This window comes from Faecalispora sporosphaeroides DSM 1294, from assembly GCA_000383295.1.
Classification (GTDB): domain Bacteria; phylum Bacillota; class Clostridia; order Oscillospirales; family Acutalibacteraceae; genus Faecalispora; species Faecalispora sporosphaeroides.
On the sequence record KB911066.1, the window covers coordinates 492,704 to 515,264 of the forward strand.

Annotated in this window: 25 protein-coding genes and 1 other annotated feature; of the genes, 15 read left to right on the forward strand and 10 right to left on the reverse strand. The window is 54.0% G+C overall.

Features of this window, described 5'->3' with window-relative positions; genetic code table 11:
* Window positions 1-20: 20 nt before the first annotated feature.
* Together G340_RS0102535 and G340_RS0102540 are read right to left on the reverse strand one after the other, a co-directional pair.
* Complete coding sequence (locus tag G340_RS0102535; protein WP_020072086.1) at window positions 21-542, reverse strand: spore maturation protein; 522 nt, start codon at window positions 540-542, stop codon at window positions 21-23.
* Window positions 535-1,119, reverse strand: coding sequence for a nucleoside recognition domain-containing protein (locus G340_RS0102540; protein ID WP_326522300.1), 585 nt, complete (start codon window positions 1,117-1,119; stop codon window positions 535-537). Before G340_RS0102540 ends, G340_RS0102535 begins: the two co-directional genes overlap by 8 nt.
* A gap of 270 nt (window positions 1,120-1,389) precedes the next feature.
* Here G340_RS0102540 and G340_RS0102545 point away from each other — a divergent pair, with 270 nt between their 5' ends.
* Window positions 1,390-1,650, forward strand: coding sequence for an AbrB/MazE/SpoVT family DNA-binding domain-containing protein (locus tag G340_RS0102545; protein WP_009065992.1), 261 nt, complete (start codon window positions 1,390-1,392; stop codon window positions 1,648-1,650).
* A gap of 524 nt (window positions 1,651-2,174) precedes the next feature.
* Window positions 2,175-2,903, forward strand: coding sequence for a TMEM165/GDT1 family protein (locus G340_RS0102550; RefSeq protein ID WP_020072088.1), 729 nt, complete (start codon window positions 2,175-2,177; stop codon window positions 2,901-2,903).
* 7 nt (window positions 2,904-2,910) lie between these two features.
* Here G340_RS0102550 and G340_RS17720 read toward each other — a convergent pair whose 3' ends face one another.
* Window positions 2,911-3,147, reverse strand: a complete 237-nt coding sequence (locus tag G340_RS17720; protein WP_154653069.1) for a hypothetical protein — start codon at window positions 3,145-3,147, stop codon at window positions 2,911-2,913.
* 346 nt (window positions 3,148-3,493) lie between these two features.
* Here G340_RS17720 and G340_RS0102560 point away from each other — a divergent pair, with 346 nt between their 5' ends.
* Both G340_RS0102560 and G340_RS0102565 read left to right on the forward strand, forming a co-directional pair.
* The gene (locus G340_RS0102560) at window positions 3,494-4,216 is read left to right on the forward strand and encodes a DNA alkylation repair protein (protein ID WP_020072090.1); all 723 of its coding nucleotides are present in this window, start codon (window positions 3,494-3,496) and stop codon (window positions 4,214-4,216) included.
* 106 nt (window positions 4,217-4,322) lie between these two features.
* On the forward strand, window positions 4,323-5,150 hold the full coding sequence (locus G340_RS0102565) for a helix-turn-helix transcriptional regulator (protein ID WP_020072091.1): 828 nt from the start codon (window positions 4,323-4,325) through the stop codon (window positions 5,148-5,150).
* Between the two features lie 286 nt (window positions 5,151-5,436).
* Here G340_RS0102565 and G340_RS0102575 read toward each other — a convergent pair whose 3' ends face one another.
* On the reverse strand, window positions 5,437-6,255 hold the full coding sequence (locus G340_RS0102575; RefSeq protein WP_020072093.1) for a DegV family protein: 819 nt from the start codon (window positions 6,253-6,255) through the stop codon (window positions 5,437-5,439).
* Entirely contained in the window at window positions 6,252-6,722 is a 471-nt protein-coding gene (locus G340_RS0102580) for a MarR family winged helix-turn-helix transcriptional regulator (RefSeq protein WP_020072094.1), read from the reverse strand. The genes G340_RS0102575 and G340_RS0102580 overlap by 4 nt, the downstream gene beginning before the upstream one ends.
* A 157-nt stretch (window positions 6,723-6,879) precedes the next feature.
* Here G340_RS0102580 and G340_RS0102585 point away from each other — a divergent pair, with 157 nt between their 5' ends.
* From G340_RS0102585 to ilvA, 5 genes are all read left to right on the forward strand, one after another.
* Window positions 6,880-7,230: a PadR family transcriptional regulator gene (locus G340_RS0102585; protein WP_020072095.1), complete on the forward strand. Its 351-nt coding sequence runs from the start codon at window positions 6,880-6,882 to the stop codon at window positions 7,228-7,230.
* Window positions 7,217-7,936, forward strand: coding sequence for a permease prefix domain 1-containing protein (locus G340_RS0102590; RefSeq protein ID WP_020072096.1), 720 nt, complete (start codon window positions 7,217-7,219; stop codon window positions 7,934-7,936). Before G340_RS0102585 ends, G340_RS0102590 begins: the two co-directional genes overlap by 14 nt.
* Before the next feature lie 96 nt (window positions 7,937-8,032).
* Window positions 8,033-8,278 (forward strand) — a binding site (T-box leader).
* Between the two features lie 72 nt (window positions 8,279-8,350).
* Complete coding sequence (gene ilvB / locus G340_RS0102595) at window positions 8,351-10,045, forward strand: biosynthetic-type acetolactate synthase large subunit (RefSeq protein WP_020072097.1); 1,695 nt, start codon at window positions 8,351-8,353, stop codon at window positions 10,043-10,045.
* Entirely contained in the window at window positions 10,042-10,548 is a 507-nt protein-coding gene (gene ilvN / locus G340_RS0102600) for an acetolactate synthase small subunit (protein WP_020072098.1), read from the forward strand. Before ilvB ends, ilvN begins: the two co-directional genes overlap by 4 nt.
* Complete coding sequence (gene ilvA, locus G340_RS0102605; RefSeq protein ID WP_020072099.1) at window positions 10,542-11,741, forward strand: threonine ammonia-lyase; 1,200 nt, start codon at window positions 10,542-10,544, stop codon at window positions 11,739-11,741. The genes ilvN and ilvA overlap by 7 nt, the downstream gene beginning before the upstream one ends.
* Before the next feature lie 111 nt (window positions 11,742-11,852).
* Here ilvA and spoIIID read toward each other — a convergent pair whose 3' ends face one another.
* Window positions 11,853-12,101 carry a sporulation transcriptional regulator SpoIIID gene (spoIIID, locus tag G340_RS0102610; RefSeq protein ID WP_009066041.1) on the reverse strand — a complete coding sequence of 83 codons (249 nt, stop codon included), beginning with the start codon at window positions 12,099-12,101 and terminating at the stop codon, window positions 11,853-11,855.
* A gap of 365 nt (window positions 12,102-12,466) precedes the next feature.
* A complete protein-coding gene (locus tag G340_RS0102615) occupies window positions 12,467-13,090 on the reverse strand; it encodes a cytidylate kinase-like family protein (RefSeq protein ID WP_020072100.1) in 624 nt (207 codons plus the stop codon).
* Window positions 13,091-13,313: 223 nt separating this feature from the next.
* On the opposite strand from G340_RS0102615, the gene G340_RS0102620 reads away from it, so the two are divergent.
* The 4 genes from G340_RS0102620 to G340_RS0102635 all read left to right on the forward strand — a co-directional run bounded on the left by G340_RS0102620 (window position 13,314) and on the right by G340_RS0102635 (window position 17,514).
* Window positions 13,314-14,957: a leucine-rich repeat domain-containing protein gene (locus G340_RS0102620; protein ID WP_020072101.1), complete on the forward strand. Its 1,644-nt coding sequence runs from the start codon at window positions 13,314-13,316 to the stop codon at window positions 14,955-14,957.
* 246 nt (window positions 14,958-15,203) lie between these two features.
* Window positions 15,204-16,055, forward strand: a complete 852-nt coding sequence (locus tag G340_RS0102625) for an amino acid ABC transporter substrate-binding protein (protein ID WP_020072102.1) — start codon at window positions 15,204-15,206, stop codon at window positions 16,053-16,055.
* A 36-nt stretch (window positions 16,056-16,091) separates the two neighbouring features.
* Window positions 16,092-16,733, forward strand: coding sequence for an amino acid ABC transporter permease (locus tag G340_RS0102630; protein ID WP_020072103.1), 642 nt, complete (start codon window positions 16,092-16,094; stop codon window positions 16,731-16,733).
* Window positions 16,734-16,746: 13 nt separating this feature from the next.
* A complete protein-coding gene (locus tag G340_RS0102635; RefSeq protein ID WP_020072104.1) occupies window positions 16,747-17,514 on the forward strand; it encodes an amino acid ABC transporter ATP-binding protein in 768 nt (255 codons plus the stop codon).
* 457 nt (window positions 17,515-17,971) lie between these two features.
* Here the strand turns inward: G340_RS0102635 and G340_RS0102645 are convergent, their stop codons facing one another.
* Window positions 17,972-18,712: a YebC/PmpR family DNA-binding transcriptional regulator gene (locus G340_RS0102645; RefSeq protein WP_020072106.1), complete on the reverse strand. Its 741-nt coding sequence runs from the start codon at window positions 18,710-18,712 to the stop codon at window positions 17,972-17,974.
* A 43-nt stretch (window positions 18,713-18,755) separates the two neighbouring features.
* On the reverse strand, window positions 18,756-19,361 hold the full coding sequence (locus tag G340_RS17180; RefSeq protein WP_020072107.1) for a flavodoxin family protein: 606 nt from the start codon (window positions 19,359-19,361) through the stop codon (window positions 18,756-18,758).
* Between the two features lie 176 nt (window positions 19,362-19,537).
* Here G340_RS17180 and G340_RS0102655 point away from each other — a divergent pair, with 176 nt between their 5' ends.
* A complete protein-coding gene (locus tag G340_RS0102655) occupies window positions 19,538-20,161 on the forward strand; it encodes a superoxide dismutase (protein WP_020072108.1) in 624 nt (207 codons plus the stop codon).
* Window positions 20,162-20,298: 137 nt separating this feature from the next.
* Here the strand turns inward: G340_RS0102655 and G340_RS0102660 are convergent, their stop codons facing one another.
* The gene (locus G340_RS0102660; RefSeq protein ID WP_326522301.1) at window positions 20,299-20,691 is read right to left on the reverse strand and encodes a hypothetical protein; all 393 of its coding nucleotides are present in this window, start codon (window positions 20,689-20,691) and stop codon (window positions 20,299-20,301) included.
* 678 nt (window positions 20,692-21,369) lie between these two features.
* On the opposite strand from G340_RS0102660, the gene ytvI reads away from it, so the two are divergent.
* The gene (gene ytvI, locus G340_RS0102665; protein WP_326522302.1) at window positions 21,370-22,482 is read left to right on the forward strand and encodes a sporulation integral membrane protein YtvI; all 1,113 of its coding nucleotides are present in this window, start codon (window positions 21,370-21,372) and stop codon (window positions 22,480-22,482) included.
* Window positions 22,483-22,561 lie beyond the last annotated feature (79 nt).

Here is a 22,561-nt window from a genome sequence, read left to right on the forward strand (position 1 = left end):
CATATTCCCCGCCGCTCCCGTCAAAGGAAAAGAAGGCGAACCGCCCACACCGAAGCAATGTACCCCACCAAATCGGCCGTGAGGGCTGCGGGGATGGTGTGGCGGGTCTTTTTGATTCCCACCGCGCCGAAATACACGGCAATCGCGTAGAAGGTGGTTTCGGTTGAACCGTTCATCACAGACGCCACGCGCCCGACAAAGCTGTCCGGCCCGTAATCACGGAACAGCTGCAGCAGCAGCGCGTTTGACCCGCTGCCGGAAACGGGGCGCATGAGCGCCAGCGGCATCACCTCAGGCGGCAGGCCGAGCGCCAGTGCCGCAGGCCGAAGAAAGGACGACACCAGATCCAGCGCGCCGGACGCACTGAGCATGTTTACCGCCAAAATCAGTCCGACCAGAGACGGCAGAATATCAAAGCATGAAACCGCGCCCTCCCTGGCCCCGCTGACAAAAACGTCGAACACCGGCACCTTCCGAAGGAAGCCGAAAATAAGAATAAAAAAAATCGTGGCCGGTACCACCACGCTCCCCAGATCAGCCAAGCCTGTCGTCCCGCCTTTCCAGCAGTTTTGCGGCCAAAATCCCCAGCCCCAGCGCCACAATGGAAGCAAGCCATACGGCCGGCACTATGTCAAAGGGCTGAGCGGAACCGTACTGCGCCCGCAGCGTTCCCATAAAGGTGGGCACCAGCTGAATCGACGCCGTATTGATGACCACAAACATCACCATATTGTTGTCGGCCTCCGCCGGGCGCTTGCTGATGCGGCTCATCTCTTTCATGGCCGCAATTCCCAGCGGCGTGGCTGCGTTTCCCAGCCCCAGCAGGTTGGCTGTTATGTTCATGCAGATCGCCCTCATGGCGGCGCTGTCTTTGGGGTACTTGGGGAACAGCAGTCTCATCACGGGGTAAAACATCCGGCTGAGCAGCTTTGTCAGCCCTCCCGCATCTGCAATTTTCATCAGACCCGTCCATACGCACATCATACCCAGCAGAACAATCACCAGCTGAACCGCGCTTGCCGCGCCGGAGAGCACCGCGTCGGAAAGCTCCGGCAGCCGCCCGGTCAGCAAAGCGCAGATGCAACTGAACAGAATCATGCCGGCCCAAATGTAATTCATCATATTTCTTCACCCGTACATACATATGTAGCAGCGCTCTGTTCCATACCCAAAGCATTTTGATAGATAAAACAGGAATCAAAGTCAAGAAAATAAGTTTATTTGTACAAATACATACTGTAAAAATTAAAGATTTATTCACTGTTTGTTGATTGACACAAATGCCAAAAAAAGGTATTATTAACACGCAATATCAATTTATCGGGAATACAGCTTTGTTTTTGGCAATGGCATTGGTATTGGTATTGGTTATGATTAGGAGGAACCATCATGAAATCTACGGGGATTGTTCGGCCGGTCGATATGTTCGGGCGTATCGTACTGCCAAAAGAGCTTAGATCCACTCTCAACATCACAGAAAAAGATTCTTTGGAAATTTTTGTGGAAGATTCTGCGATTATTCTGAAGAAATACCAACCTTCCTGTATTTTCTGCGGGAGCATGGATCGCATTTCAAAGTACAAAGACCACAACGTATGCCACAAATGTATGGAACGGTTAGCAAAGCGGCTTGAAGAAGAATCTGATTGAGCACACCCGTTCGTTACGGCAGTTTTTCAGAAAAATCCTCCGGTGTTCTTCATTGGGAGGTTTTTTTTGAACCCCAGCCTGTTTTCGCAGAGGCACAGCAAACGGTAAGCCTGACGCCGGACGTATTCCTCGCCGTCCCTCTGCCGAAGGGTACAAACCCTTTGGCATTCCGGGCAAGGGGACAGATGCCCTCACGGCCGTCTGCCGACCCATGGGGTTCTGCCAATGCGCATTTGTCCGTATTTCCTTCACTTGGAATGATTTACTTGACTTTTCCGCCTGCGCACAGTATAATAAGGCCACAATTGAAAACTCATGAGGGAGTAGTTTGCATACCTGTTGTATGCGGCAAGTCAACATAATGACTTTATCCGGTCTGGCTTGCCTTAATGAACGAGACTCATGTATACCTTTACCGGCTATACATGTGTTCTCAGTGTTTCGATGAACCCACCCAAGTATGGCTGTACAGCTATACTTGGGTTTTTCTTTTGTCATTTTTAATTACAAACGGAGGAAGTAGAATGGGAATCACAGCCTTAGCCTTTTCACTGGGCGCAGTCGTTTTAGCCGAAATGGGAGACAAAACACAGCTTTTGGCAATGGCCTTCGCGGCAAAATACAAAGCAGCCAAGGTCATGGTCGGCGTATTATTGGCCACGATTTTAAACCATGCGCTGGCCGTGGCCGTTGGCCATATGCTGACGCGGTTTGAAACAATTCAGGTATGGATTCAGGGAATTGCCGCGCTGTCGTTTATCTTTTTCGGGCTATGGACCATCCGCGGGGACAAGCTGGAGGGAGAGGAAAACAAAACAACAAGGTTCGGCGCCGTCGCAACCGTAGCGCTTGCGTTTTTCGTTGCGGAAATGGGAGACAAAACCCAGCTGACCACAGTGGCGCTTGCCGCGAAATTCCCCACAAACCCGCTTTGGATTCTGGCCGGCACCACGCTGGGCATGCTGGTCGCCGACGGCATTGGGATCCTCGTCGGCGTCGTATTGTGTAAGAAGATCCCGGAGCGGACGGTAAAGCTGATTTCAGCCGCGGTGTTCCTCTTCTTTGGTTTTCTGGGCAGCTATCGGGTCATGAGAAGTGATTTGGGCCTGAATACCGACAGCATCCTGCTGGTTATGACGCTCCTTTATGCCCTGACTGCCGCGGCGGCCATTTATCTGCTGAAAAAGGAGCGCGCGCAGGAGCCCCAAGACTCTGTTTCTCCCGCATGCTGTCAGGTCAAAAAGGGAATGTGATCTTCTTTTACAAAGCATGCAGAACACCGAAAACAGCGCAGGAGAAAACGGCAAACCCGGCAAGAGCATACCGGCTTGTATGCTCCTGGATTTCGGGGTGCGGCTGTACTGCAAAAATATTTCTGAAAACAGGAAAAACGCTTTCAAACGGCATAGTAGGATCATGAGCTGCACCCCATTGGTTCCCGTATGGCATACGGAAACCAATGGGGTGTTTTGATGCCGAAAGGCGTGCGGCGGCCACTTTTTCTCTGCCTCCCGGTACGGGGTGTTTTGAGCCGTCTCGGAAGCAGCGTCTCTTCTCAAAACGACAGAAAAGCTTTTGCTTTATCGCAGGGAAAAGTTCCCTTGACGGCAGCAAATATTCTTTTAAACAGTTTTCCCCGGCACGGCATTGCCTGAAAAGCGAGATGCAGAGCCGATTCTTTGAGAGATTTGTTAAAAATTGCTTTTAGGGTTATTGATTTTTATCGTTCAAGCTGTTATTCTGAAAGCATATGAGTGGGTTCCGAGTGTACGAAATCGGTTCCGAATACTGCCGGCGGGTTTTCTGCCCGGTGCGGAAAACTGCGGTAAGGAGGTTCTTTCGGATGGAGAAAAGCGCCCGGCCCGAATGGGACTGGGAGATTCCGGCCCGCCGGCAGCTGGAGCTGCTGGCGGAATCATCGTATCGTTCGTTCAGCGAAAAGCTTCTGCCCGGAACCTCTCACATTTTAGGCGTGCGGCTCCCCACGCTGCGACGGCTGGCAAAACAGATTGCGGCGGGAGACTGGCGCGGCTATCTCGCGCAGGCGTCGGACGACACCTTTGAGGAGATTATGCTTCAGGGCCTTGTTCTCGGGTGCGCCAGGGCAGACACACCGGAGCTGCTGGCCCGCACCGCTGATTTTGTTCCCAAAATCGACAACTGGTCCGTGTGCGACAGCTTTTGCGCCGGCTTCCGCCTGGCCGGGCGCGAGCCGGAAACCGTGTGGAATTTCCTTGCACCCTATCTGGACTCCGAACGGGAGTTTTTTTGCCGCTTCGGTGTGGTGATGCTGCTGGATCATTACTGCGGCGCGGAATACCTGGAGCGCACGCTGCTTCGGCTGACGAGGCTGCGGGCGGAAGGGTATTATGCCAAAATGGCGGCCGCATGGGCTGTTTCGGAGTGCTTTGCCAAAGACCCGGAGCGAACGCTCCCTTACCTGGAGCAGCCGACCTGGGATGTTTTTATTCACAATAAGGCGATTCAGAAGATCACGGAATCCTACCGGGTTCCCCCGGACAAAAAGGCTTTGGCTCGCGGCCTGAAACGCACAGCCCCAACCTGAAACGCACGCCCCGGCCCCAACAAAACCACGGCGCGGGCACTTTACCGAACACCGACATCGTGTCGTTTTCTGAAAACATGAATCAAACGGGCAAAGGAGGTCTATTATGGAACCGCAGCTAGATCTGGCAATTGACTGTACCTATGCTGATTCCGACATGCCGATTCAACAGCTTTACTTCAACGTATACCGTCAGATTTATATCAAACAGGGAAAAATTCGGCTGACTGTCAACGGAGCAAATTACATTATTCCTGCGGGACATATGTTCTTTTTCAGTAATTTGGATGAATGCTCACTCGAGGTGCTGGAAGCGCCGTATCAACGGTATTTGGTAACGATTCAGCCGCTGAAAATTCATCACATACTGTATGACAGCCCTTTGATGTCTGTTTTTCAGCATCATTCCGCCGAAAGCTTCCCCACCTTCGATTTAACCGACTGCCAGGAGGAAGCCGAAACGCTGTTTGAAGGAATGACCCGCGAGAGCGCTCATTTTCGCCCTTACCGCGGCGACTACATGGTATCCTTTCTGCAGCAGTCCCTGATTCTGGCCTACCGCCGTTCCGCCGGGCAGTTTGCCTCGTACGACGGCCGGCACTCCTCGCACATTTACGAAGTAAAAAAGTATTTGGAGGAGCATTGCCTGGAGGATATCCAGATCAAAGAGCTGGCGGAACAGTTCTACATCAGCGTTTATTACCTGTCGCACAGCTTTAAAAGCATGACCGGGTACAGCCCAAAGCAATTTTTGCTGATGAACCGGCTCTCCTACGCCAAGGATTTGCTGTGGAATACGAAAAAACCGATCGCCCAGATTGCGGTGGAATGCGGATTCGGCAACGCCAACAACTTCATCCGCGCGTTTAAAAAGCACACGGGAGCCGCTCCCGGAAAATTCCGTTCCTCCACGACCTCCGGCAATCAGCTGTAACCGAATTCTGTCTCTGCAAACGAAGCGCTGAGTCAAACATCAGTTTTTTTGGTCTTTTGCACAGAGGCTGATTGAGCATTTGTAAAAAATTGCGCTGCTGCAATCAAATTTGCCCTGATAAATAAGCGACCACCGGCAAGGCCGGTGATTGCTCTGCAACGAAAAATGCGCTTTGATCCGGCTGGGCCGGATCAAAGCGCATTTTTGCGCACTGTTTTTCAGCGGGCGCATTTTACAGCAGCCAACATCCCTTCGGCTTGCGGCGAGGCCACGACAGGCTTTGCAATTATTTACGGAAATACCCTACCAAAATGGCGCCCGGGCCGGCGTGCGTGCCCACCACGCTGCCCATCAGCAGGGTTTGCCCCTCTCCCAGGTCCTGCTTGAGCGCGTCAAGATCCTGCTGGTTAAAGCTATGCGAATACGCAATCGGCATCGACGAATCAAAATCCGGGAGCTCGCGCAGATGGTGAACGACAAACTCACACGCCTTTTTCATGCCGCGCTCTTTCCCGATCACCTCGAGAACGCCGTCCTTTACCCGGATGATCGGTTTAATCCCCAGCAGGTTGCCGATCGTCCCCTTCGTGCTGGAAAGGCGGCCGCCCTTGACCAGATATTTCATTGTGTTGAAAACCGCCAGCATTTCCACGCGCTTTGCCAGCCCGGTGACGTATTCGGCAATTTCTTTGCCGCTCTTCCCCTCGTCGCGCAGGCGGATCGCCTCGCGCACCAGCAGAGCCGCGCCGGCGGAAACCGTTGCGGAATCAACCGGGTAAACATCGTCGCGTCCACATTCCTCTTTCGCAATCACGGCGGACTGATAGGTACCGCTCAGCTTTTGAGAAATGTAAATCCCCACAATCTCATCGTTCGGGTACTCGGCATAAACGTCCAGAAAGCTCTGGGGGCTCACCTGCGTCGTCGTCGGCATCTCCGCCTCTGTGTTGAGCATCCCATAAAACTCTTCGTCTGTGATCGTATATTTATCGATAAACTGGCGATTGCCGAAGTGCACGGTCAGCGGAACAATCCGGACTCCGAGCTGCTCGGCCTCCTCCCGGGACAAATCTGCCGTACTGTCTATTAAAATCTGAACGCTCATGCTGTCATTCCGCCTTCCTTTTTTTCTTCAAAAAAACGACTTAAGATTTTCAGGGATTCCAAAAGGGAGCAAAGCCTTTCTTCCGAAAGGGAATCGCCGATCATCTGAACCATATCGCGGTGAAACAGACGATGCTGCCACTCCGCCCTTTCCCCCTTCGGTGTCAGTACAATCCACACAACCCGGCGATCCTGTTCACAGCCGCGGCGCTCAAGGCACTGCTTTGCAACCAGCACACCGACTGCCGTGGTGAGCGCGCCTACGCTGATTCCCAGCCGCGCCGCGATCTTCGACATGGTGTTCTCCTGCCGGGCCTGCATCTGCGCCACCGCCTCCAGTATGTGCAGCTCCTTCATGCTCAGGCCGGCAGTGTCTCCGGCAGAAAGCGCGGCTTCCTCATACTGCAGAATCTTATTAAAGGTTTCTACAAAAAAGTGATTCAGCTCCTCCTGCTGAACAGAATTCATGAATATGGATACTCCTTTAAACTTTTAAGTTAAAAGTATTTTACCGGAAAACAGAAGCGTCTGTCAAGTTTTTCAAAAATTACTTTACTTGTCGTAGTAGTTGTGCTATACTCAAATTACTTCAACAGACGTAGTAATAAAAGGAGGGAGAACGCATTTGATCAGCAGCGATATCATGCGCGGCTACAACGACATTATGATTCTGTTCCTTCTGCTGGAGCACGACTCCTACGGATATGAAATCTCAAAGGAAATTCAGACGCGCACCGGGGGACTTTACAGCATGAAAGAAACAACCCTGTATTCCGCCATCAACCGCCTGGAAAAAGGCGGATATATCGCCAGCTATCACGGTTCTGAATCCTTCGGCAAGCCCCGCACCTATTTCACCATCACCAATGCTGGAAGATCGTATTACCGCGAGAAGTGCGGCGAATGGAAGCTGACCAGGCAGATCGTAGACTATTTTACCAGTGAGAAAGAGGAGAACAAGCATGAGCATGAGTAAAATTCAGATTTACGTAGAAAATTCCTTTGCCTCCTTGCCCCGCACGAAGGAGGTCGCCGAAGTGAAAATGAACATCATTGAAAGCATGGAGGAGCGCTATGAAGCGCTTTTAAAAGAGGGAAAGAACGAAAACGAGGCGTTCGGGGCCGTGATCTCGGAATTCGGCAGCATGGATGAAATCCGGCAGGAGCTGGGGATTTCGGAGGATCAGAATTTCCCCACCGCAGCGTCTCCGGCGGGGAGCTACCCACCCTCCATTCCCGAAGAGCTGCTGCGCGGCTATGAGGCGTTCCGCGGCCGCTTCGCCATCGCGATCACCGCAGGGGTGGTCTGCTGTATCCTCGCCATTGTGATGCAGCATATTTTTGAAGCGATTTTCGGCGATGGCTTTCTGGCTACGACCATCTTCTTCCTCCTGGTTGCCGCCGGAGTCAGCCTGTTTGTTTACTTCGGGATGCAGAAATCCTACTGGGAGGAGCAGCTGCAGCAATACCAGCTGTCCGCACCTGTTTACCACCGCTACGCTTCCAGGGGGCAGGACGATACGCTCGCGGGTCGGCTGAGCGGCGCCATTATGCTGATAGCGACAGCGGTGTTTCTCCTCCTCGGCTTTCTGTTTGGCCTGTGGCACCCGGGCTGGGTGGTGTTCCCCGTGGGCGGAATCCTGTGTGGGGTCGTATCGACTCTGCTCGGCGACAGAGCCTGACCTGATTTCCCGATTTCTGTCTTTTCAAGAAAAACAATTTTTCTGCCTGTCCCTCTTGACAAACCAAAAACAATCGAATACTATGATAACAACAGAAAAAATGCTTTGACAGGGACACGAATGTGAGATACCGTCTTTTCAGAGAGCTGCCGGTTGGTGCGAGGCAGCAGGGCGCCCACAGGACATCACCCTTGAGCAGACGGCTGAAACCGCTGGGTAGTAAGCTGAGTCCGGATTTCCTCCGTTACCGGGAAGCATATTGTTAGATATGCAGCAAGAGGCTGCCTATACCGGGCAGCAATACAGAGTGGTACCGCGGGAGCTGACGCCCTCGCCTCTGGGAAACCGGAGGCGGGGGCTTTTTTATTTGTCCCCCTTCCGACGGAACGAAAATTCATTGCAGGAGGAAAAAACATGCTGTTAACCGGCGCGCAGATTATTATGGAATGCTTACTGGAACAGGACGCCACCACCGTATTCGGGTACCCGGGCGGGGCGGTGCTGAACATTTACGACGCCCTGTACGAGTACCGGGACAAGATCAATCACATCGAAACCTCTCACGAGCAGGGCGCTGCTCACGCCGCCGACGGCTATGCCCGCGCCAGCGGAAAAACCGGCGTCTGCCTTGCTACCTCGGGCCCCGGCGCGACAAATCTTGTGACCGGCATCGCCACCGCGTACATGGATTCCGTTCCGATGGTCGCCATCACGGGGAACGTCAATCTCGGCCTTCTGGGTCTGGACAGCTTTCAGGAGGTGGACATCACCGGAATCACGATGCCCATCACCAAGCACAACTTCATCGTCAAGGACGTCGGCGACCTGGCGTTCACCCTGCGCGAAGCGTTTCGCATTGCGCAGAGCGGCAGAAAAGGCCCCGTCTTGGTGGATATCCCAAAGGATGTGACGGCGCACAAGTGTGAATTCACCTCCCAAAAACCGGATCATCCGGTCGGCGCGCCCGCCCTGCCGGACGAGAGCAGGCTCCTGCAGGCGGTGGAGCTGCTCCGGGAATGCCGGCGTCCCTTTGTTTACGCGGGCGGCGGCGTCATCGCGTCGGAGGCCGCCGGCGCTCTGCGGGAGCTGTGTGAAAAGCTGGACGCTCCTGTCTCCTGCTCTTTGATGTGTCAGGGCGGGTTCGACCAGACCGACGAGCGGTACCTCGGCATGCTCGGCATGCACGGCACAGTTCCCTCCGCTCTGGCGCTGAAGGAATGCGACGTGCTGGTCGCGGTCGGCACCCGTTTTTCCGACCGCGTGATCTGCAACGCGGATTTGTTCGCGCGCGGCTGCCGCGTGGTGCACATCGATATCGACTCCGCCGAGTTCAATAAGAACATCTATGCCGACCTCCGCCTCAAGGGCGACGCCCGCACCGTACTGGAGGCTTTGAACAGCCGGCTGGAACCGGCCAGCCGCCCCGAATGGACGGCGCAGATCAAGGCGTGGCAGCGGGAATATCCGCTCTCGCAGGCGGCCGGCTGTAAAGACGGCGTGACCCCGCAGTACCTGCTGGAAACGCTTTACCGGCTGGCCGGGGACCAACTGATCCTTTCCACAGAGGTGGGCCAGCATCAGATGTGGACCGCGCAGTTTTATCCCTTCCAAAAACCGCGCCGCATGATCACCTCCGGCGGGCTGGGCACCATGGGCTTCGGCCTGGGCGCGGCGCTCGGCGCGCAGGTGGCGCAGCCGGGGCTGCGGGTGGTCAACGTTGCGGGCGACGGCAGCTTCCACATGAACTGCGCGGAGCTTTCCACCGCCGCCAAGTACAATATCCCCGTGATTGAGCTGATCGTGAATAATAACGTTCTGGGAATGGTTCGCCAGTGGCAGAAGCTGTTTTACAACGGCCGCTTTTCTCAGACAACACTGAATAAGGCGACAAACTACGAGCTGTTGGCCGAGGCGTTCGGCGTAAAGGCCTTTACCATCCGCACCTGCCGCGACGTGGAGCCCGTTCTGCGCCAGGCGCTCGACTACCGGGGCCCGTCCCTGATCAACTGCCTGATCGACAGCGACATGAACGTTCTGCCCATGGTTCCTGCGGGAGCCGCGGCGGAAGAACCCATTTTGGAAATCGACGAAAAGGAGCAGCAGCAATGAGTGACACAAAAGCAACAGAGTACATTTTGTCGGTGCGCGCCAAAAACACCCCCGGCGTTCTGCTGCGCATCTCGGGCCTGTTCAGCCGCCGGTGCTACAACATCATGAGCATCGTGGCCGCGCAGACGGAGGATGAGCAGTATTCCGAAATGATCATTGTCGTGCGGGGTGACGACCGCATTGTCCGCCAGGTGGATAAACAGCTGAGCAAGCTTGAGGAAATTGAGCAGGTGACCGTTCTGGAGCGGGACAGCGCGGTGGTGCGCGAACACCTGCTGCTGCGCGTTTGCCGCACACCCGAAAACAGCGAGTTTCTCGTCACGCTGGCCAACGCGTTACACGCCTCGATTCTGCAGGTCTCCCCCACCGCGATGATTCTGGAGCTGGTGGGCGACGCCACGGCGCTGAACAGCCTGATTGAGCTGTGCAAGCCGTGCCAAATTGAACAGATTCTTCGCACAGGGGCAATGGCCATGAGCACTCAGGGGGTAGAAGCATGCTGACCTTAGATAAAATATACCACGCCGCGTTCGTTTTAAAGGATGTGATCCGCCAGACCGATCTGATCCACGCGCCCAAGCTCAGCGACGACTGCGAGCTTTACCTGAAAACAGAAAATCTTCAGGTCACCGGCTCCTTTAAGGTGCGCGGCGCTTACTATAAAATAGCATCCCTCAGTCCGGAGGAGAAGGAGCACGGCGTGATTGCCTGCTCCGCCGGAAACCACGCGCAGGGCGTGGCTCTGGCGGCCGCCAGAAGCGGCATCCCGTCCTGCATCTGCATCCCGAATTCCGCCCCCATCTCAAAGGTGGAGGCCACCCGTGCATACGGCGCGCAGGTGGAGCTGGTGGACGGCGTATACGACGACGCGTACCAGCGCGCGCTCCAGATTCAGAAGGAAACCGGCAGCACCTTCATCCACCCGTTCGACGACGAGGACGTGATGGCGGGCCAGGGCACCATCGGCCTTGAAATTTTGAGCCAGCTGCCGGACGTGGACGCGGTGATCGTTCCGGTCGGCGGCGGCGGGCTGATTTCCGGCGTGGCCTACGCCATCAAGTCGCTGAACCCCAACTGCAAGGTATACGGCGTGCAGTCCAGCGGCGCGCCGTCTATGGTGCAGGCGCTGGCGCACCATCAGGTGGAATGCCTGAACGGCGTATGCACAATCGCGGACGGCATCGCCGTCAAGCAGCCCGGCGACCTGACGTATTCGATCTGCGACCAATACGTTGACGAGATCGTGACCGTGACCGACGACGAAATCTCCACCGCCATTCTGACGCTGATCGAGCAGCAAAAGCTGATCGCCGAAGGCGCGGGCGCCGTTTCGGTGGCCGCCGCCCTGTTCAACAAGCTGGACCTGAAGGGCAAAAAGGTGGTCTGTCTCGTGTCCGGCGGCAATATCGACGTCACGATTCTGTCCCGCATCATCAGCCGCGGCCTGCTCAAGGCCGGCCGCTCCTGCGACATGACGCTGGAGCTGGTCGACAAGCCCGGGCAGCTCAAAGAGGTTTCGGCCATCATCGCAGATCTGGGCGGCAACGTGGTGGCCGTTCGCCACGACCATTCCGGCGAGGGCAGCGACATCAACGGCTGCACCCTGCGCATCGTGATGGAAACGCGCAATCACCAGCACATTCAAGAAATTCGCAGCGCGCTTCTTACGGCAGGGTACCGGATGATTCAGCACTGATCTCCCCCCAAAAAAATCAAAATGCGGCGGCTCCCCCTTCTTTTTGGAAGCGGGAACCGCCGTTTTTGCGGCAGCCGAGCACAGACCGGCTGCCAGAAAATCACAGGTGGATCAGTCTTTTTTGTATTTCATTCTGGTGGCCATGCCGCCGCGAATATGGCGCTGAGCCTTGTTGATCTCCAGCACATTCTTCACTTCTTTGTACAGCTGCGGATCAACATATTTCAGACGTTCCGCCACATCTTTATGTACAGTGGATTTGCTGACGCCGAATTTTTTCGCGGCTTTGCGAACGGTCGCGTTGTTCTCTATGATGTATTCTCCCAGCTCTACGGCTCGCTCTTCTACTATGCCTTTCACAGCTCTGCCTCCCAAACTAATCTGATTGGTTATAGATATGCGGCCAAAAATCAGAATATGAAAGCAACCGGAAAGAATCGAACGTTCCTCCCCATTTCTTCCCCAAAAACGGGAGGGAGAATTGAAATCTGCGCAATTGTATGTTATAACTAACAAAGAGAGCCAAGCTTCCTGATTTTGGCAAAAGCTGTCATCGAGCTGGAGTATGCCTCCGGAGAAACCCGGATGCTGGCCGAACACTGAAAAGCTCCGGAGCCGGCCAGTCGGCCCTCTCCGGAGCTTGGTTCTTGATGAAGGAAACGCAGCCCCGCCAAGGCAGGGCAAAACACGCGGCGACCCGCCGAGCTTTGGCGGCCCGGGAGCCGTCAGCCCAGTTTAATCTCCAGATACGCCTTCACAAGCCGGACACACTGATCCCACGAAAGCTGGCTGCTGTTGAAGCACAGGTCGTAGTTGTCCGCATCCTTCCAGTTCCTCCCGGTGAAATACTCGTAATATTCCGCGCGGCGCTTGTCGATTTTTTGAATCAGGCGGCGCAGCTCCGCGTCCGAAAGATTTGGGTGGAATTCTCTGGCGCGCTCTATGCAGGATTCCATTGGGGCGTGAACATACAGCCTCAAAACGTGATCCATGTCCCGCAGGATATAGTCCGCACAGCGGCCGATGATCACACAGGATTCCTGCATCGCCAGCTCGCGGATCACCTTAGACTGAAACTGAAACAAATTGCTGTTGGATACAAAATCCTCGCTGTCCGGCGGAATCGGTTCGCCCGTATACGATTTGCGGAACGCCTTCCACAGCACGGTGCTTTTCACATTTTCGTCCGCTCTCGCAAACAGGGCCTCGTTAATTCCGCTTTCATCGGACGCCATGCGAAGCAGCTCTCTGTCATAAAACGGAACCCCCAGCTCCTCGGCCAGCAATTTGCCGACGGTTCTGCCGCCGCTGCCGTATTCACGTGCAATCGTAATGACAAATTTTTTCATGATATCACTCTCCTGCTGGTTCCTGTTTGGTATTTTCATTTCCAGTATAAGCCTTTCCGCCGCCACGGTCAACACAAAAACAGTTCCCCGTTTTGGGATCAAGCAGTTTTTTCAGTCTTGTTACTTTTCTTGCAAATATTTCCATCTCATGATACATTATAGTTATATTATCAATCAGAATAAAATGACATCTTATGCATTTTTAAAAAGGGAGCGTGTTTCTATGAAGAAATACAAACTGCTGACTCTGGTCATCGGTTTCGTATTGGCTGCATCGGCTTTTTCTGCGCCGTCTGTATTCGCCGCATCCAGCGATTTTAAAATATCGAACGGAGTGCTGACCAAGTACAGCGGAACCGACACTACCGTAAAAATCCCGTCCACCGTTACCGAAATCGGCGCCAACGCGTTTTCGGGAAACAATCGCATCACCTACGTGACGATCCCCGATTCTGTTGAGACAATCGACGAGAAGGCATTCTACGACTGCGGCCGCCTTGCCTCGGTCTCCATGCCCAGCAGTGTTGAGTCGATCGGTTCCCGCGCCTTTGCGGAATGCCCTAAGCTGCGCAATATTACACTGCCCAAAAAACTGACGGAAATCAGCAGCGGGCTGTTCAGCGGCTGCACCGTTTTAAACAACATTTCGATTCCGTCGAATGTGACGGTCATTGAAGACGCCGCCTTTTACAACTCCGGCATCACAAGCATATCCATTCCGCCGGACGTCAATACTATTGAAGAAAACGCGTTCAGCTACTGCTCAAGGCTCACCAGCGTCAACTTCCGCAGCGGTCTAACCGAGCTTGGGCAGGAAGCGTTCAGCTACTGCAAGGCCTTGACCTCTGTTTCTCTTCCCCGCACCATCTCAGAGATGGACGATTCCGTGTTTGCCTACTGCACGGCGCTGACAAGCGCCAGCCTGCCGGACGGCATGGAAGAACTCCCGGCCAAAACCTTTTTCAACTGCACCTCTCTGACCAATATCAACTTTCCGCGCTCACTCTATTCCATTGGGGAACGCGCGTTTTACAACTGCCGCGCAATGACGGGCGTTTCGCTGCCCTCGCTTTTGGAAGAAATCAAGTCGGAGGCGTTCGCCTACTGCGTCAATTTGCAGTCCGTCAGGCTTCCCCAGTATCTTTCCACGCTGGAAGACGGCGCGTTCTCTTACTGCTCACGCCTGCAGTCCGTCAATATTCCCGCCGAGCTCGGCACGCTGGAGGACGACCTGTTTGCTTACGACCAGATGCTCAGCTCCGTCACCATTGAGGATGGGCTGAAGGGAATCGGCGACGGCGTGTTTTACGACTGCGCAAAGCTCTATACCCTTGTCGTCCCCGACAGCGTGCAGGACATCGGCCGCAGCGCGTTTGGAGACAACACCACGCTGCGCGGCTCCGCGGATTCCTATGTGCGCGCATACGCCAGCAGCAAGGGGTATTCCTTTAAGCTCAAAAACGATCCCTCATCGGATATCCCCGCCGGCGAGAACACCGGAACGAACAACGGCTCCGCTAATACCGATCTGATTTACAACGGCGTGCAGTACGCCGGCTCTGTCATGATCGATACGAACACCTACACCATGGCGCCCGGCAACATTTACGACATCGGCGTCGTTCTGGCCGGAAACGCCTACACCAAAACCATCAACGTTTATTCCAGCCGCACCGGAATCGCCAGCGTGCAAAGGCTCCCGAACGGCAATTACCGCGTAACGGGAAAAGCCCCCGGCACCTGCTATGTTGTGGTGGATGTGCTGAGCGGTTCTACCGTACTGAATCATGTTTCCATCCGCTTTGACGTGGCGTATAACGTGGTGCAGCATGGTCAGGCTGCACGCAACCGCAGCTATTTCAACTGATCATTTTCCGTTGACTTATCAGGGCGCGGCGCCTGCGGAATCTTCCGTGAAGAGGCTGCGCTTTGCTGTAGATGCTCTGAAAGCTTCCGGCAAAACCGGAAGCTTTTTGCATACTTTGCATAGACTTTTTGAAATCTCTTTACTTTTTCTTATGAATCGAGTAGAATAAAAAACGTTATCGCGAACGCTTTTTAATGCTACTATACTAAAGTGAACAAAATGATCAAAATCGGAAGGACTGTTATTATGAAGAAATTATTGGCTTCGCTCCTCGCTCTTACGATATCGCTCGGCATGACCGCCTGCGGCCAGGGAAACCAGCCGGCATCTTCGGCGGCCGGCGCAGATGAATCCTGGAACAAGGTGGAAAAGGCCGGCACTCTGGTGGTTGGGCTGGACGATGCATTCCCCCCGATGGGCTATAAAGATACCAAGACCGGCGAGTTGATCGGATTCGATATTGATCTGGCGAAGGAAGCCTGCAAGCGCCTTGGCGTAGAACTGAAGCTTCAGCCGATCGACTGGAGCAACAAGCAGGCCGAGCTGGACAACGGCAACGTGGACTGCCTGTGGAACGGCTTCAGCAAAACCCCCGAGCGCGCAGAGGCGATGGCCTTGAGCATTCCCTACATGAGCAATAACCAGATCATTCTGGTCAAGACGGAGTCCGCCTACAAAACGCTCAAGGATTTGAGCGGCAGGGTGATCGGCGTGCAGAGCGATTCCTCCGCCGAAGCTGCGCTGAACGCGGTGGAAAATAAGGAATTCAAAAGCTCCCTGAAGCAGGTCGTGCAGATCGACGACTACACCAAGGCGATTCTGGAAATTCAGAACGGCACCATCGACGCAATCTCGATCGACGAGGTTGTCGCGCGCTTCTACCTGAAAAACCAGCCCGGCTCCTTCCGCATTTTGGAGAACGGCGGCACGGCGATCTCTTTGGCGTCTGAGGATTATGTTGTCGGCATGCGCAAAAACGATCTGGCCCTGAAGGATAAGATCGACGAAACCCTGCACGCAATGGCAAAGGACGGCACGATGAAAACCATTTCTGAAAAATGGTTCGGTGAAGATGTTACAACGGTGGACGTAAAATAAAACCCGCCTGCAAAATTGGTCCCGGAGGTCTAAGCTATGAATTATCAGGTGCTATTAACAGAAATGTTTACGGCAACGCTGATGTCCCTGCAAATTTTCCTTTTCACCCTGATTGTCTCGCTTCCCTTGGGACTTTTGGTGGCGCTTGGCAGAATGTCGAAGCTGAAAATCGTCAATCTGCCCGTGCGCTTCTACATATTGATCATGCGCGGAACCCCGTTGATGCTCCAGCTGCTGTTCATGTTCTACGCGTTAAAGCCCCTGTTCGGGATCCAGCTGGATCGTGTATTGGCTGCGGAGGTTGCGTTCGCCCTGAATTACGCCGCCTATTTTGCCGAGATTTACCGCGGCGGGCTGGAGGCCATCCCCAAAGGGCAGCGGGAGGCCGCAAAGGTTTTGGGGTACACCAAATCGCAGGCCTTTTTTCACATTGTTCTGCCCCAGGTGATCAAGCGGATCACGCCCCCGATGGGGAACGAATTCATCACTCTGGTAAAAGACACCTCTCTGGCGCAGGTGATCGGCGTCGTGGAACTGCTGAAGGTCACCTCTCAGTGGGTTTCGAGCGCTGTGGATATGACTCCTCTGGTAATCGCCGGGCTGTTCTACCTGGTAATGAACGGGATCGTCACCCGGGCATTTACGGTGCTGGAAAACCGGCTGAGCTATTACCAATAAGGAGGGATTTCCAATGAGCCAGACAATTCTGACCGCGACAGACATCAAAAAAGGCTTCGACGGCGAAGAAGTCCTCAAGGGGATCTCGCTGGAGGTGCGCAGGGGCGAGGTGCTCGCCATCATCGGGCCGTCCGGTTCGGGAAAAAGCACTCTACTGCGCTGCATCGCCCAGCTGGAAAGCGTGGATTCGGGCCTTATTTCCGTCTGCAACGATGTATTGGTACAAAACGGCCCCGATGGAAGGGCCGTGTATTCCTCCCCTGAGCAGTGCCGGAAAATCGGCCTGCGCCTGGGGCTGGTATTCCAGAACTTCAATCTGTTCCCGCATTACAGCGTGCTGAAAAACATTACGGACGCGCCGGTGCGCGTGCTGCAGAAAAGCCGCGAGGAGGCCGTCGCTGCCGCGAGAGAGCTGCTGAAAAAAATGGGGCTTTCTGAAAAAGAGGACGCTTATCCGTACCAGCTTTCCGGCGGGCAGCAGCAGCGGGTTTCGATTGCCCGGGCACTGGCCATGAATCCGGAAATTCTGTTTTTCGACGAGCCGACCTCGGCCCTTGACCCCGAGCTGACGGGCGAGATTCTGCGGGTCATGCGCCAGCTGGCCGCAGAGCACATGACCATGGTGGTGGTAACGCACGAAATGCAGTTTGCCCACGACGTGGCAGACCACGTCATCTTTATGGACGGCGGCACGGTTCTGGAAAACGGCACGCCGGACGAGATTTTCTCCCACACCCGCAACGAGCGCACCAGAGCGTTTCTTTCGCGCTTTACGGAATAATTTCTTTCACCAGCCCGGGCCGCTTGATGGCGCCCGACCCAATTCGCTTACGAGTGCAACTCACAGGATATACAATCTTCTGAACCAAGCAGGAGGCTCCGCCAAATGGCGGGGCCTTTCTGCTTGGGAAAAAAACAGCCTTCCCGATTCGCATTGCGCGATTGGGAGGGCTTATTGATAAGGGTACGATAGTTGTATTTTTCTGCCATAGAAAAAAATGAGAGTGTTCGGATACGAGCGAATTGTTTTAGGCGTATCTCTCCTAATCTCAATTTCTAATAAATACAGCTTAACCGCATCTTTCGTCAACATATCAAACACTCCTTAAACAATGTTTGTATGTAACAATACAGTTAAGCTGTTTCTCACAATTCAATGATGTTTTACACAATTCAGCCGAATTCTGCTATTGCAAAATCACCCGAAAACCCGCCTGAGCACCGGAAAAATCACGGGATTATTCCGCGTCGTCCGCGTTCTCCCAATTGTGCCACACGTTCTGCACGTCGTCGTTGTCTTCCAGATTATCCAGAAGCTTCTGCATTTTCGCAATGGAATCCGGGTCGGTCAGCTTGGTGTAGGTAGTGGGAACCATCTCCACCTCGGCGGACACAAACTCATACCCCTTGCCCTCCAAGTCGGAGAGCACGGCGCTGAAATCATCCGGCTCGGTATAGATTTCAAACACATCGTCATCCGCCTGAAAATCGGAAGCGCCGGCCTCGAGGCAGTCGGTCATCACGGTGTCCTCCGACAAGCCTTCGCGCTCGATCACCAGCAAGCCCTTCTGCGAAAACAGGAAGGAAACGCAGCCGGTGGTGCCGAGGTTGCCGCCAAATTTATCAAAATAGTGGCGCACATCCGCTGCGGTGCGGTTGCGGTTGTCCGTCAGAGCCTCTACAATCACCGCCACACCGTTGGGGCCGTAGCCCTCGTACACGATGCTCTCATATTTGGTGCCGTCACCGTCGCCCGCCGCCTTTTTAATGATGCGCTCAATATTATCATTGGGCACGTTCGCGGCCTTGGCCTTCGCGATGCAGTCCTTCAGCTTGGAATTGGATCTGGGATCCGGCCCTCCGCCCTCTTTTACCGCCACCGCAAGCTCTCGTCCGATTTTAGTAAAGACCTTGGCTTTGGCACCATCTATTTTCTCTTTCTTTCGTTTAATGGTACTCCATTTTGAATGGCCTGACATACTAATAAGCCTCCCGTAAAAATAGCTTTGATATTTTATTCTATCACGTTTTTTCCATCATAGCAAGCGCCGCCTGGTGCGCCTTCTCCATAACCTCCGGCGGAATCTCCGCCGTGCCGGTTTGATCCGTATGCGGCCACTCCACCACATGCTCCAGCTTCGTGTTCATAACGGTAAAGGCCAGCTCCAATTGGCGGGTCATCATATGCGCCCCCTCGGGGTTGCTGGAGCCGTAGGCAGTTAAAAAGGCAGCGGTTTTCGGCTTTTCGATCGGCGGGCGGATCCCCATGGCGAACCGCGCTTCAAAATACCGCTGCCAGCGATCCATCACGGCCTTGCACGGTGCGGGGAAGCTCATATGGTAGACCGGCGCCGCGATCACCAGATAATCCGCGGCGCGCAGTTCGCGGTCGAACTCATCCAGATCATGAAACACGCACGCCTCACGGGTCTGACAGTACCCGCAGGCGATACAGGGGTGATAGTTCCCCCGGTACGCGTCGAATGTCGTCACCCGAACAGCTTCGGGGTCTATCTTTTGCAAAAATGTCTGCAGCAGCCGCGCGGTCGCGCCGTGGGGCCGCGGGGAGCCGAATAAGACCAGCATATTCTTCTTTTCCATCTGCGGGCCTGCCTTTCTTTGCGTCATGAAACGATTGTAGCATGGCCGCTTCTCTTTCGCAAGGCAAAAATCACATGAAAAAAGACACGCGCTCTGCATATCCGGCGGTGCGGTGCAAAAGCTAGAACAATGCTTTTGGGCTTGTACGGGAGCGAAAAGTATGTTATACTAGACTAACAAAATGGAGGAAAGGAAGTGTTTTCATGTTTGAGCAAGTGAAGCTTTCTTACGATTTCAACGCGTTGGAGCCGACGATCGACGAGCTGACCATGGTGACCCACTACACAAAGCACCACGCTGCGTACACCAAGAACCTGAACGCTGCGATGGAACGCCTGCCGGAGCTTTCCGGGGAATCCATCGAGCGGATTCTGTCGCATCTCGAAACCGTAAAGGACCCCGCTCTGCGGACTGCGGTGCGCAATAACGGCGGCGGATATTACAACCACAACCTGTATTTCGATACGCTTTCCCCGAACGGCCCGCGCGCCCCCGGCGGGAAGCTGGCCGCGGCGATTGACCGCACCTTCGGCAGCTTTGAGGTGATGAAGGAAAAGCTCGCGGCGGCGGCCGTGGGGCAGTTCGGTTCCGGCTGGGCGTGGCTTTCCGCAAACTCCAGCGGAGACGTAATGATCTCCGCCAGCCCAAACCAGGACAACCCGATCATGGAGACCCGGGGAGAATGGCGGCCGATTCTGGGCATCGACGTATGGGAGCATGCCTATTATTTATCGTACAAAAATCTGCGGGCAGATTATGTGGAGGCTCTTTTCCGCGTGATCGACTGGGCCAGGGTGGATGAATACTACCACCGGGTCATCGACTAAAAACACCAGTCGACGAGGCTTGCGCGGCAGTAAAACGGTAAGCTGCGGCCTCACAATCTTTTGACAGCCGGAGCGGCAGGGGAATTCCCCTGCCGCTCTTTGTTAGATAAAAAAAGCCGGAAATCCCCAAGAAGCACTTAGGATTTCCGGATAAACTGAGCCTTGCACACCGGGCAGGTCACTTCGATCTTGCCGCGGCCTTTCGGCACGCGAAGCCGGGTCGTGCATTTCGGGCATTTAAAGTAACGGTATATTCTACGATCCTGCAAATATTTCTGCTGGGAGCGGAACCACTTGGGCACCTTGTTCCAATACTTTAAAAACATCTGGTTTTCCGCATAGCGGCGAGGAATGTTGCGGGAAAGGATGCGAAACATACTCCACCCGAAAATCACATAGGCCACCAGCGTCAGCGGATAGAAATTCGTCAGCCGTGAAGCCGTTACGAGCACCATATAAACCACCAGGCTGCCCACCATCAACTGATCGCCGCCGTAGCGTCCATACATGACTCTTCTGATTCTCTCCAACACGCTCGATCACCTCTCTTCTATTGCTTGTTGCAGGTTTGTTTTTTACTCTGATACAATAATATCGGGCACAAAATTTTTTGTCAAGAACTATCCATCAGTGTTTACATTCTGTACTTATTTTGAGACGATTGTTTCCACTTTCGTCATAATAAAACGGCGGATGATTTGTCTCCTCCCCACCGGACGCTTTTTTCGCTCGGATGCATTCGGGAAAAGAAATCTGTTTTTTTTGAATAAATTCTTCAGAAAAAGCCCCAAAATAGAATTAACAGGAAAATTGTTACAGAAAGTTTACGGTAAATTTACCGATCGCCGCGTATTCTGTTTTGACGCGATATCCTTTTTAGAGTATAATAACTTCACGATATCATACATTTGCAGCAACTCACAGCACATCTGAAGAAAGGTTCGGGCGCCTGAGAAAGCATGGTATCCCTCTGGTCGGACGGCGCGGCATTTTATCTGGCCGCTTCCCGAACGGATGATATCATTCCTTCATTTTCCGCATATGATTAGGCAAACGGTTGTTGGCCTGATCGCCTCTGTTTTTGTTCCTCTGCAGATAAAACCGGCGGCATCTGCAGAAAAATCCGCATTTTTCTTGGCCGGCAACCCAAAAAGGAGGGGACCACTCTGTTTGACAAGCTTCAACTGACCCGGTTAAAGCCGTTGTTCGTGTTTTTCATCGGGTACACGATCTGTTTTTATCTCTTTGCCCTGACTCTGGGCTTTACCTTCCCGTTTGTAGCGGGGTTCCTGCTGGCGCTGATATTGCAGCCGCTGGTGCGGTTTCTGAAAGAGAAGCTGCACCTGCGGCCGGGGTTCGCGTCCATTCTCGTCACCCTGCTGTCTTTCTTCATCCTGTTTGGTTTAATGGCGCTGCTGGGCTACTGGCTTGTAACAGAAATCACCACGCTGGTGGTGAGGCTCTCTTCCATCGACATAACAAAAATCGTCGGGCCACTCAACGAACAGATGAGACATCTCGGAATTTATGTGGACAGAATCGACTCGGAATTTATCCGCCAGAATCAGGAGCAGCTGATCAAGTTCCTGCAAACGGGCGCCGGCGTTCTCACCTCTGTTCTGAACACGGTTCTGCAGATTCTGACTTCTTTGCCCGCAATACTGACGATGTTTATCGTCATGATTTTTTCCACCTACTTTTTTGCGAAGGATATGCCGAAGATCAAACGCCAGGTGGCGTCGTTTCTGTCGCAGACCACGGTGATCAACATTCGCTCGGCCTCCCGCCACAGCCTGACGATGAGCGGGAAACTGCTGGCCTCCTTTCTGCTGATCTACTTTATCACCTTCGTGCAGACCCTGGTGGTGTTTTTCCTGCTGGGGGTGCCGTACCCGCTGGTGCTCAGCCTGATCGCCGGCATCGCGGACGTTCTGCCGATTCTCGGCCCGGGAACGGTTTACATCCCGCTGTCCTTAATCAGCCTGGCACAGGGCGATATTTTTACCGCGGTGGCCCTGATCGTTGCGTGGCTGCTCATTTCCACCATCCGTCAGGTGATCCAGCCGAAGATCGTTTCCGCCTCTATAGATATTCATCCTCTCTCGATGCTGGCCGCAATCTATTTTGCGCTGGTGGCCGGCCGGGTGAGCATTCTGATCTACATGACGCTGTTCTTTGTTCTGTATCAGGTTCTGTGTAAAACCGGCGTACTGCCCCGGCTTTTTGAGTCGGATTCCGACTTGGACAAGCAGAGCAAGCGCCCCATTCCGCCCACGCAGAAAAACGGCGCCGCACAGCCGGAGCCGCCTGCAGATTCCTGAAAGCTTACAGAACTGTAACCCAAAAATACCGCGCGCTTCTTGACAGTGGGAAGCGCACATGTTATATTCAAACTGTACT